This is a genomic window from Aquabacterium sp. UBA2148 (assembly GCF_002328915.1).
Taxonomy (GTDB): Bacteria; Pseudomonadota; Gammaproteobacteria; order Burkholderiales; family Burkholderiaceae_C; genus Aquabacterium; species Aquabacterium parvum.
This window is the reverse complement of record NZ_DCXA01000107.1, coordinates 18,844-29,363: the sequence shown is the minus strand read 5'-3', so window position 1 is coordinate 29,363 and position 10,520 is coordinate 18,844. Positions and strand designations below refer to the sequence as shown.

Here is a 10,520-nt window from a genome sequence, read left to right as displayed (position 1 = left end):
CCGCGATCAGGCCTTGCGCGCCGGCCTCTTCGTAGCCCGTGGTGCCGTTGATCTGGCCGGCGAAGAACAGCCCGCCGATGGCCTTGGTCTCGAAGGTGGACTTCAGCTCGCGCGGATCGAAGTAGTCGTACTCGATCGCGTAGCCGGGGCGCAGGATGTAGGCGCTCTCCAGGCCGGGCATCGAGCGCAGGGCCGCGAGCTGGATGTCGAACGGCAGCGAGGTGCTGATGCCATTGGGGTAGAACTCGTTCGTCGTCAGGCCTTCGGGCTCCAGGAAGATCTGGTGCGAGTCCTTGTCGGCGAACCGATTGATCTTGTCCTCGATGGAGGGGCAGTAGCGCGGCCCCACCCCTTCGATCACGCCCGTGAACATCGGGCTGCGGTCGAAGCCAGAGCGGATGATGTCGTGCGTCTGCTGGTTGGTGTGCGTGATCCAGCAAGGCAGCTGGCGCGGGTGCATCTCGGGCGAGCCCAGGAAGCTGAACACGGGCACGTCAGCACCCGTGGGCGCGGAAAGCGGCGCGCCGGGCAAGCCCCAGCCACCCACCAGCCCCACCCCATCACCAGGCTGCTCGGTCAGCTTGGAGAAGTCGATGCTGCGACCGTCGATGCGCGGGGGGGTGCCCGTCTTCAGGCGGCCTTGCGGCAGCTTGAGCTCCTTCAGCCGCGCCGACAGCGAGATCGCGGGCGGGTCACCTGCGCGGCCAGCGCTGTGGTTCTGCAGCCCGACGTGGATCTTGCCGTCCAGGAAGGTGCCGGCCGTCAGCACCACCGCGCGGGCACGGAAGCGGATGCCCACCTGCGTGACCGCACCCACCACGCGGGACCCTTCGCCGTCGCCCTCGACCATCAGGTCGTCCACCGCCTGCTGGAAGATCCAGAGGTTCGGCTGGTTCTCCAGGCGCTTGCGGATCGCCGCTTTGTACAGGATGCGGTCAGCCTGGGCGCGGGTCGCGCGCACGGCCGGGCCCTTGCTCGAATTGAGGATGCGGAACTGGATGCCGCCTTCGTCGGTGGCCAGGCCCATGGCCCCGCCCAGCGCGTCCACCTCCTTGACCAGGTGGCCCTTGCCGATGCCGCCAATCGACGGGTTGCAGCTCATCTGGCCCAGCGTCTCGATGTTGTGGGTCAGCAGCAGCGTGGCGCAGCCCATGCGGGCCGCAGCCAGGGCGGCTTCGGTGCCGGCGTGGCCACCGCCGACCACGATGACGTCAAATTCTTGGGGATACAGCATGGGCGCTCTGCCTCATTTTTGAGCAACCTTCCATTTTACCCAGGGCTTCCCCTCGGTGGGGGATTCCGTGGCTTCATCGCGGGCATCGGCATTCATCCGGGTGAGCAGGCGAGCCAAGCAGGCCCGACACAGGCACGGTGTCACACCTGGCCCAACACCGCCGGTGCCGACATCCATTGCTCGAGCGCACAATCGCGGCCATGGATTGCCGCCCTGCCTGCGCCGCCTGTTGCATCGCCCCCTCCATCAGCAGCCCCATGCCCGGCCTGCCTCACGGCAAGCCTGCAGGCGTGCCCTGCCCTCACCTCGACGAGGCGCTGCGCTGCCGCCTCTTTGGCCGACCGGAACGGCCGGCGGTGTGCGGCTCGCTGCAACCATCGGCCGAGATGTGCGGCGACAGCCGTGAGCAAGCCATGCGGTGGCTCGGTCACCTCGAGGAGGCCACGCAGGTTCGCCCCAAGGCCTGAGGCGCCTCAGCGTCTGTCAGGCCCTAGACAGGGCCTCGGCCCGCTTGGCCCCTGCCGGCTCGGAGGCACCCGCCCCCGCAGGCGGCACATCCTTGCCATCGAGCAACCACTCCGGCGGCGCCCCGGCGGCCTCGCCCGTCAGCTGCTTCATCTTCTCGCGCAGCCCCTCGGTGGTCAGCCCACGGCCGTGGGGCGCCCAGCCAGGCGGCCCGAACAGGTAGCCCAAGGCGTGCAGCGGGTTGCGCACCTTGAGCAGGTCTCGCCCAATGGCCACCCACTCGGCCAACAGCACCCACAGCGCGATGTTCGATGTCTGCGACTTCACCAAACCGTAGCGGATCGGCACGCCGTCCTTCTCTTCCACGTAGGTGCCGAACAGCCGGTCGAACAGCATGATCGTGCCGCCGTAGTTGCAGTCCAGGTACTCGACGTTGGCGGCGTGGTGCACACGGTGCGCCGAAGGCGTGTTGAAAACACCCTCCATCCAGCCCAGCTTGGGCACCATGTCGGTGTGGATCCAGAACTGGTAGACCAGGTTCAGGCCGTAGGAGATGAGCACCGCATCGGGCGAGAAACCCAGCAGGCACTGCGGCGCGAAGAACACGAAACCGCCCGTCACCTTGCCAGTGATTGACTGCCGAAAAGCCGCCGCCAGGTTGTACTGGTTGCCCGAGTGGTGCACCTGGTGCGAAGCCCAGTACCAGCGGATGCGGTGGCCGGCACGGTGCATCCAGTAGTAGAAGAACTCGGTGCACAGGAACATCGCCACCCAGCCCCACCAGGTGTCCATGGGCACCGTCCACAGGCGCTGCTCGTACATCCAGGCGCCAAACGGGAGCGAGGCGCCCAGCACCACGCCCATCGGGATCGACTCGACCACCACGCGCCACAGGTTGATGCGCACGGTCGTCCAGAAGGCACGCCAGTCATAGGGCTCGCGGCCCTGCGCTGCTCGGCGGCCGATCATCACGCCTTCCAGCGCGGTGATGGCCACGGCCGACAGGCCCAGGATGGCCATCATGGCCTGGATGACATTCAACTTCTCGATCATGTCGGGCTCGGTGTTCGGTTGCTCGTCGCTGACTCGTTCGTCAACGCCTGAACCATAGAGACATGCCCGCGCCTTGTCGCCCGGGGAAGCCCTTTCGGCACGCGTTAAACCCCTCGAGTAAGGGGGCCGCGCGCTTGCGCTGTGTCAGATCGACGAGGCTCTGTCGCGCAATGGCGCCTGCGCCCCACTGCTGTCGCGGCTCAATCAGCGTCCAGTGCACAGGTGTAGAACCAGCGCCCACCTTCGCGCACGAACTCACTGCGCTCGGCCAAGCGGTGAGCCCGACCACCCAGCTTGCTGCGCGCCACGAACCCGACCTCGCCTCGGTCCGGGCCGTGCATCGCCGAGTGCTTGACCTGCAGACCCAGCCAGCGCAGACCAGGCTCCGGCGCTTCGATGCCGGTGGGGCGGTGATCGGGGTGCCAGGTCGCGAGCAGGTAGTCGCGCAGGTCCAGCACGAAGGCGCTGTAGCGCGAGCGCATGAGCGCCTGCGGGTCGGGCGCCTGCAGGTGCAAGGGCCCCGCGTGGTAACGACCGCAGCAGGCCAGGTAGGCCGCCCCGGATCCGCACGGACAGGGCGCAGAAGGGGCCAGGTCAGTCATCGGTGTCCCCATGTGCCTCGGCCTCGTCGGCAGCCTGAAGCGCCAGGTAGACCTCGCACACCCCGCGCAGGTAGACCAGGGTGGGCAACACCAGCGCCAGCGCGAAGATGACCCCGCCGCCCAGCGACGCCGCCGAGATGTAGGTCAGGTCGCGCGCGGCCACGGTGGACACGTCGGCGATCATCACGGTGCGGCCGAACAGGCCCGCCATCAGCACCTGGGGCGGCACATTGACGCCCAGCACGTACACCGAGGCCTCGGCCATCACGCGGCCGCCCACCAGCACCATCGCACTGGTGGCCGCCCCCACCAGGCCCGTGGCCAGGCTCACGCCACCGGTCAGCACAGCCGCCTGGAGCAGGCGCTCGCGGATCAGGCGCCACAAGGTGCGCACCGCCTGCCAGCTCGAGGCACCCGACCAGACCGTGGGCCCGGTCAGCGGCGCCACCACCGCCACCCCGGCGAGCATCGCCAGGCCGATCAGCAACACCGTCACCGGCACCGCCAGCGCAAACAACCAAACGCCCAGGCCACCCAGGCCGCTGAGCCAGTACAGGCCCAGCACCGCCGCAGACAGCACCGCCGCCGCCACCAGCATCACCAGCAGGGCCAGCAGCACCCGGTGACCAATGCCCAGGGCGTCAAACACCGCGTCACGCGGGTCGCGAACCGGCTGGCCCAGCGCCCTGTCCATCAGCATCAGGCCCGCGGCGTTGCTGCCGTAGAAGGCGATGAACAGCGCCGCCGTGCCCAACCCGATGGCCAGGGGCAAGCCGCCCTGCCCGTAAGCCCTGATCGCCGACGCCATCGCCGTGCCCGCGCCGGCGTAAGCGGCCAGCAGCACATACATGGCTCGTCCGTCGCGCACCGCCTCGATGCTCGAGAGCACCCGCACCAAGGCCTGCCACCAGTCGAAACGGCGCTGCCGGCTGGCGGACCGGATGGGGACGTCAGGAGAAATGAGCATCGTGTTTTCGGACTCGGTTGAGCGACAAATGGGCTCCGATCATAGGGCTGGCCCCTAGGAAAACCTGAGGACCCCGTACCACAAAACCCGCGCAATGTGGTCGTCTGCCGAAAAATACGGGCGGAAAACCCTGGTGCAACCCAAAACCTTCACCCATAATGATCCGGTCTGTGTCTGGAAGCGGCACCGTCTTTGGAATGGGTCCTGATGGGTTGAAGCTCCACATGGTTACTTTGAAAGGGGCTCACTCGTGGGCAACAAACTTTACGTGGGCAATCTGGCCTACTCCGTGCGTGATCAGGATCTGAGTGACGCTTTCTCCCAATATGGTTCCGTCAGCTCCGCCAAGGTCATGATGGACCGTGAAACCGGTCGCTCCAAGGGCTTCGGTTTCGTGGAAATGGGCTCTGACGCCGAGGCGCAAGCCGCGATCAACGGCCTGAACGGTCAGCCCGTGGCCGGCCGCGCAGTGGTCGTCAACGAAGCTCGCCCCCGTGAAGAACGTCCTGCTGGTTTCCGCAGCCCCTACGGTGGCGGTAACGGCGGCGGTGGTGGTGGCGGCGGCTTTGGCGGCGGTCGTCGCGAAGGCGGCGGCGGTGGCTACGGTGGTGGTGGCCGTCGCGAAGGCGGCGGTGGTGGCTACGGCGGTGGCCGTGGCGACGGCGGCGGTGGCTACGGCCGCGGCGGCTACTGATCGCCGGGTGAACCACACCCACGCGGGGCGGCTTTCACGCCCTGCACCTTGAACGGGGCCCTTTGGGGCCCTGTTTCATTTTTGGGGACTGAAACGCGCGTCACGCATCGAAACAGGCCCCTGTCATCGTCAGCCCACGCGAGCGCGTTGAACCACCATGAAGACCACAACCATCCGCCACCTGCTCGCCATCGCCGCCTTCTCGGCTTCGGCTTCTTTCGTCCCTGCCCAGGCACAGGACGTCGGCGTGAGCATCGGCATCAACCAGCCCGGCTTTTACGGTCGCATCGACATCGGCAACACACAACCCGTGCTGGTGTACCCGCAACCGGTGATCATCGCGCCACCTGCGTACGGCGTGCGCCAGCGCCCCATCTACATGCGCGTGCCACCAGGGCATGCCAAGGACTGGAGGCGTTATTGCTCGCGCTACAGCGCCTGCAACCAACCGGTGTACTTCGTGCGTGACGACGACCGCCGCTACCCCAGCCAGGGTCGCCCGGACCACCGCCATGACGAACACCGCCATGACGACCGGTACCACGATCGCGATGACCGCCACGACCACCGCGACCACGACCGGGGTCACGGCAAGGGCCATGGCAAGGGTCGGGGTCACGGCCACGACTGAAGTCAAAGGCCCACCTGGCGACCGCCCCTGCCCGTTGCGCCAGAGGCCGGGCGATCGCCTTCAACGAGGCGAAGACACCAGGCTGCCGTGAACACGCCCGCCCAGGTCCGTCAGACCGGCGGGCTCGTCATGGCGCAGGGTCTGGGCCCGCACCGCGCTGCCTTCGCGCAGCACCGTCACGGCTTGCTGCGAGGTGAGCACGCGAGCGCGGGTGTCGAGGTCGAGCCTTTCACCCAGGATCTGCGTGACGCCAGGGCCCAGGCGTTCCTGGCCCGCGCCAGCGTTGGCACCTTCGCTCGCGCCAGTCGCCTGTTGCGCTGACAGCGCTGCGGCGGCGTCCGCCAAGCGCACATCGGCCTGGCCCACCAGGCTGGCCAGGCCCTTGCCTTCGCTCCACTCGCCTTCGCGCGCCTGCGCCAGCACGCGCCTGCCGTCGGGGTGGCGAAGCGCCAGCTGCATGGCGTCGATCTGCACGGTCTGCGTGACCGGGTAGTGGCGCATGCGCTCGCCATCGATCACGGCCTCGAGCCGCCCCCTCGCGTCGAAACGCGCCAGGCGGGCATGGGCCAGTTCGTAGTCAGGCGTGCCCCGATCGGGCTCGGGTGGCCGGGCGGCAGAGCCCACGTCGGGCGAAGAAACAACCAGCCACCAGGTGAAGCCCGCGAGCACCCCTGCCAGCACCAGCGGTGCGGCCGACTGCGCCCGCGCGAGCCAGTCCATCTGCGGCGAGGCCCCGCTCATGCCTTGGGCCCGTCGCTGTTGGTGTCCAGCGTCTGCAGGTGACCGCGCAACAGCGCTTCGTAGCGGCCGGTGGCCCACAGCAGCAAGTCGCAACATTCGCGGGCAGCACCATGGCCACCCACCAGCGGGCTGACATGGTCGGCCACGGCCTTGACCTCGGGGTGCGCGTTGGCCGGGGCCACCGCGAAGCCGCAACGCGTGAGCAGCGGCAGGTCGGGCCAGTCGTCGCCCATGGCGGCGGTCTGCTCCCAGCTCACGCCGAGCTGGGCCAGCAGGGGCTCGGCTGCGGCCAGTTTGTCGTGCACGCCAAAGACGGCGTTGACCAGGCCCAGGTCCTTCAAGCGGCGACGCACCGAGGGCGAGTCGCGGCCGGTGATGACGATGGGCGTGATGCCGCCCTGGGCCAGCATCTTCAGGCCGTGGCCATCTAGCGCATGAAAGGCCTTGAGCGATTCTCCGGCCTCGCTGATGTAGATGGTGCCATCGGTGAGCACGCCATCGACGTCGAAGATGGCGGCGCGGATGCCTTGGGCCTGCTGGCGCAGGGCGGCGGGGAACTGCAGCGTGGGGGTCAGGGTTCGCATGGCTCAGATCACCTTGGCGCGCATCAGGTCGTTGGTGTTGACGGCGCCGACCAGCTGGCCGCTGGCATCGGTCACCAGCAGGGTGTTGATGCGGTGGTCTTCCATCAGGGAGACGGCCTCGGCGGCGAGCACGTCGTCGCGGATGGTGCGCGGCGAGGGGCTCATCAGCTCGCGGGCGGACAGCGTGCGCAGGTCGACGCCGGCTTCGATCTTGCGGCGCAAATCACCGTCGGTGAAGATGCCCAGCAGGTGGCCTTGCGCATCGACGATGGCGGTGGCGCCCAGGCCCTTGCGGCTCATCTCGGACATCACCTCGCCAAAGCCGACGTCAGGCGCCACGCGCGGCACGGCATCGCCGCTGCGCATCACGTCGCGCAGGTGGGTGAGCAGCTTGCGGCCCAGGGAACCACCGGGGTGCGAACGGGCAAAGTCTTCGGCCTTGAAGCCGCGCGCGTCCAGCAGCACCACGGCCAGCGCATCACCCAGCGCCATCTGCGCGGTGGTGGAGGCGGTGGGCGCGAGGTTGAGCGGGCAGGCCTCGACGGCCACGGCGCTGTCGAGCACGGTGTCGGCGTGGCGGGCCAGCGAAGACTGCGGCTTGCCCGTCATGGCGATCAGGGGCACGCCCTGGCGCTTGAGCACGGGCAACAGGGCCGTGAGCTCTTCGCTCTCGCCGGAATTGGAAATGGCCAGCACGACGTCGCCGGGCTGGACCATGCCGAGGTCACCGTGGTGGGCCTCGGCGGGGTGCACGAACATGGCCGGCGTGCCGGTGGAGGCCAGGGTGGCCGCGATCTTGCGTCCCACGTGACCGCTCTTGCCCATGCCCATGATGACGACCCGGCCGCGGCAGGCCAGCATGGTCTGCACGGCGCGCACGAATGCGTGACCCGCGTCACCGCCCAGGCGGGTGCGCAACTCGGTCAGGGCACGGGCCTCGATGTCGAGGGCCTGTCGGGCCAGGTCGACCAGTTCGGCGGGGCTGAGGGCGGGAAGGTGGTGGCTCACGGGCAGGACATCACGGTGGCACCAGGGCGACAACGCGGCGCCCGGGCGGACACCGCCACCATGGCAGTTACGATCGGGAGATTCTAGGGACAACATGGCATCCACGCTCGAGCTCACGCTGCTTTACCTCTTCGCCGCCGTGATCGGTGTGGTGCTGTGCCGCCTGGCCAAGCTGCCGCCCATGCTGGGCTACCTGGCGGTGGGCATCGTGATCGGGCCGAACGCGCTGGCGCTGGCCAAGGACTCGGCGGGCATCGAGTACCTGGCCGAGTTCGGCGTGGTCTTCCTGATGTTCGTCATCGGGCTGGAGTTCAACCTGCCCAAGCTGCGCAGCATGCGCTCGCTGGTGTTCGGGCTGGGCCTGAGCCAGGTCACCCTGACGATGGCGGCCACCTTGATCGGGCACCTGGCGTTGGGCGCAGGCCTGGCCTGGCTGGGGGTCAAGGGGGGGCTGCTGGGCTGGGGACTGAACTGGCAAAGCGCCGTGGCGCTGGGTGGCGCACTGGCCATGAGCTCGACCGCCATCGTCGTCAAGATGATGGCCGATCGCATCGAGCTCGACACCGAACACGGCCGCCGCGTGATGGGCGTGCTGCTGTTCCAGGACCTGGCCGTGGTGCCGCTGCTGGTGCTGATCCCGGCCCTGGGCGACAGCGCCGCCGAGATGACCGAGGTGCTGGCCTGGGCCTTCGCCAAGGCGGCGGTGCTGCTGGCCCTGCTGCTGGCCGGCGGGCAAAAGCTCATGCACCTGTGGCTCAAGCTGGTGGCGCGCCGCAAGAGCGAAGAGCTGTTCATGATGAACGTGCTGCTGGTCACGCTGGGCCTGGCCTGGTTGACCGAGCACTTCGGCCTGTCGCTGGCGCTGGGTGCTTTCATCGCCGGCATGCTGATCGCCGAGACCGACTACAAGCACCAGGTCGAGACCGACATCCGCCCCTTCCACGACCTGCTGCTGGGCCTGTTCTTCATCACCATCGGCATGAAGCTGGACTGGCACAGCCTGGTCGACAGCTGGGCGCTGGTGCTGGTGCTGGCCACGCTGCCGGTGGTCTTCAAGCTGGGCCTGGTCACGGCCTTGGCCAAGGCCTTTGGCGCGCCCACCGGCGTGGCGCTGCGCACCGGCCTCTACCTGGCGCAGGCCGGTGAGTTCGGCTTCGTGCTGGTCACGCTGGCCGCCGACCGCCACCTGATCCCGGCCAGGGTGGAGAGCCCGCTGCTGGCGGCCATGGTGCTGTCGATGCTGGCCACGCCGCTGATCATCCAGTACAGCAACCGCATCGTCATGCGGGTGTCGTCCACCGACTGGCTGATGCAGTCGCTGGCGATGACCAAGATCGCCTCGCGCTCGATCAACGCCGACCGCCACGTCATCATCTGCGGCTACGGGCGCAGCGGCCAGAACCTGGCGCGCCTGCTGGAGCAGGAAGGCATCCCCTACATGGCGCTGGACCTCGACCCCGACCGCGTGCAGCAGGCGCAGGCGGCCGGTCAGCACGTGTCCTTCGGTGACGCGACGAGGCTGCAGAGCCTGCAGGCAGCCGGGCTGTCGCGCGCCAGTGCGCTGGTGGTGACCTACCCGCACACCGCTTCGGCACGCAAGATCTTGCGGCTGGTGCGCGAGCACGCGCCGCAGGTGCCCGTGGCCGTGCGCACCATCGACGACGCCCCGCTCGACGAGCTGCAGCAGGCCGGCGCCACCGCCGTGGTGCCCGAGGCGCTGGAGGGCTCGCTGATGCTGGCCTCGCAGACGCTGGCGCTGGTGGGCGTGCCCATCCGCCGCGTGATCAGGCTGGTGCAGGACCAGCGGATCGCGCGATACGGCCTGCTGCGCGGCTACTTCCACGGCGCCGACGACGACAGCGTGGACGAGCTGGAGTTGCAGCGCCTGCGCTCGGTCACGCTCACGCCCGACGCCGCCGCCATCGGTCAAACGTTGGAAGACGCCTTGCACGAGGTCCTGCTCGACGTGACCGTGGTGTCGGTGCGGCGCGCCCACGGCCGCGTCGAGACGCCATCGATGGGCCTGAAGCTGGACGGCGGAGACACCCTGGTGATCTCAGGCCGCCCACAGGCCCTGGCGCGGGCCGAGACCTTGTTGCTCAAAGGTTGAATGGCCCACGGGGCCCGTGGATCTCCCTAGCCACGCAGGCGGCCACACGGGCAAACTCGCACCAACAACAATGCGCCAGGGTCACTGCGGCCTGCTGTCGGCGCCATGGAGAGCCCGATGAGCCTCGCGCCCCCGCCTGCGCCCGACGCGCCCCCCAGCCCACAGCCCGATGGCGCTGCCACCGCATTGCCCCCACTGACCGCCCTGAGGCAGACGCTGCGTCGCATCTGGGTGGTCGCGGCGGTGTGGACGGTCTCGGTGGGTGGCCTGACGGCCTGGGGCATCGCCGATCAGCTCGAAGACCAGCGGCGTGAACAGCTGGGCCTGGCCCAGCAGCGGCTCGACAGCCTGCACGAGACCCTCGACCTGTCCTTTCGGCAGCTCACGTCCCTGCCCCAGGCCCTGGCCCGCCACCCGCTGGTCACCGAGCC

The 10,520-nt window shown here is 68.7% G+C and carries 12 protein-coding genes; 5 read left to right on the top strand and 7 right to left on the bottom strand.

Annotated features, from left to right (window positions below):
* A partial coding sequence (locus B2W70_RS05860) for a tRNA uridine-5-carboxymethylaminomethyl modification enzyme MnmG/GidA (protein ID WP_286743771.1) occupies positions 1-1,234 on the bottom strand: 1,234 nt, incomplete at its 3' end.
* 200 nt (positions 1,235-1,434) lie between these two features.
* Between B2W70_RS05860 and B2W70_RS05855 the strand changes: the two genes are divergently transcribed.
* Positions 1,435-1,701 (top strand): YkgJ family cysteine cluster protein, encoded by a 267-nt coding sequence (locus tag B2W70_RS05855; protein ID WP_286743770.1) that lies wholly within the window; start codon positions 1,435-1,437, stop codon positions 1,699-1,701.
* A 16-nt stretch (positions 1,702-1,717) separates the two neighbouring features.
* On the opposite strand, the gene B2W70_RS05850 is transcribed toward B2W70_RS05855, so the two are convergent.
* The 3 genes from B2W70_RS05850 to B2W70_RS05840 all read right to left on the bottom strand — a co-directional run bounded on the left by B2W70_RS05850 (position 1,718) and on the right by B2W70_RS05840 (position 4,321).
* The gene (locus B2W70_RS05850) at positions 1,718-2,752 is read right to left on the bottom strand and encodes a sterol desaturase family protein (protein ID WP_286743768.1); all 1,035 of its coding nucleotides are present in this window, start codon (positions 2,750-2,752) and stop codon (positions 1,718-1,720) included.
* Between the two features lie 200 nt (positions 2,753-2,952).
* Positions 2,953-3,354, bottom strand: a complete 402-nt coding sequence (locus B2W70_RS05845) for a YchJ family protein (protein WP_286743765.1) — start codon at positions 3,352-3,354, stop codon at positions 2,953-2,955.
* Positions 3,347-4,321 carry a hypothetical protein gene (locus tag B2W70_RS05840; RefSeq protein ID WP_286743763.1) on the bottom strand — a complete coding sequence of 325 codons (975 nt, stop codon included), beginning with the start codon at positions 4,319-4,321 and terminating at the stop codon, positions 3,347-3,349. The genes B2W70_RS05845 and B2W70_RS05840 overlap by 8 nt, the downstream gene beginning before the upstream one ends.
* Before the next feature lie 250 nt (positions 4,322-4,571).
* Between B2W70_RS05840 and B2W70_RS05835 the strand changes: the two genes are divergently transcribed.
* Positions 4,572-5,015, top strand: coding sequence for an RNA recognition motif domain-containing protein (locus B2W70_RS05835; protein WP_286743761.1), 444 nt, complete (start codon positions 4,572-4,574; stop codon positions 5,013-5,015).
* Between the two features lie 157 nt (positions 5,016-5,172).
* Positions 5,173-5,646, top strand: coding sequence for a hypothetical protein (locus B2W70_RS05830; protein ID WP_286743760.1), 474 nt, complete (start codon positions 5,173-5,175; stop codon positions 5,644-5,646).
* Between the two features lie 60 nt (positions 5,647-5,706).
* On the opposite strand, the gene lptC is transcribed toward B2W70_RS05830, so the two are convergent.
* From lptC to B2W70_RS05815, 3 genes are read right to left on the bottom strand one after another with little or no spacing between them, the layout of a single operon-like run.
* The gene (lptC, locus tag B2W70_RS05825) at positions 5,707-6,387 is read right to left on the bottom strand and encodes an LPS export ABC transporter periplasmic protein LptC (protein WP_286743759.1); all 681 of its coding nucleotides are present in this window, start codon (positions 6,385-6,387) and stop codon (positions 5,707-5,709) included.
* A complete protein-coding gene (locus B2W70_RS05820; protein ID WP_286743757.1) occupies positions 6,384-6,971 on the bottom strand; it encodes a KdsC family phosphatase in 588 nt (195 codons plus the stop codon). The genes lptC and B2W70_RS05820 overlap by 4 nt, the downstream gene beginning before the upstream one ends.
* Positions 6,972-6,974: 3 nt before the next feature.
* Complete coding sequence (locus B2W70_RS05815) at positions 6,975-7,979, bottom strand: KpsF/GutQ family sugar-phosphate isomerase (RefSeq protein WP_286743755.1); 1,005 nt, start codon at positions 7,977-7,979, stop codon at positions 6,975-6,977.
* 94 nt (positions 7,980-8,073) lie between these two features.
* On the opposite strand from B2W70_RS05815, the gene B2W70_RS05810 reads away from it, so the two are divergent.
* Together B2W70_RS05810 and B2W70_RS05805 are read left to right on the top strand one after the other, a co-directional pair.
* Positions 8,074-10,089, top strand: a complete 2,016-nt coding sequence (locus B2W70_RS05810) for a cation:proton antiporter (RefSeq protein ID WP_286743754.1) — start codon at positions 8,074-8,076, stop codon at positions 10,087-10,089.
* 117 nt (positions 10,090-10,206) lie between these two features.
* Positions 10,207-10,520, top strand: a 314-nt coding sequence (locus B2W70_RS05805; RefSeq protein WP_286743753.1) for a hypothetical protein, incomplete at its 3' end; no start/stop codon positions are given.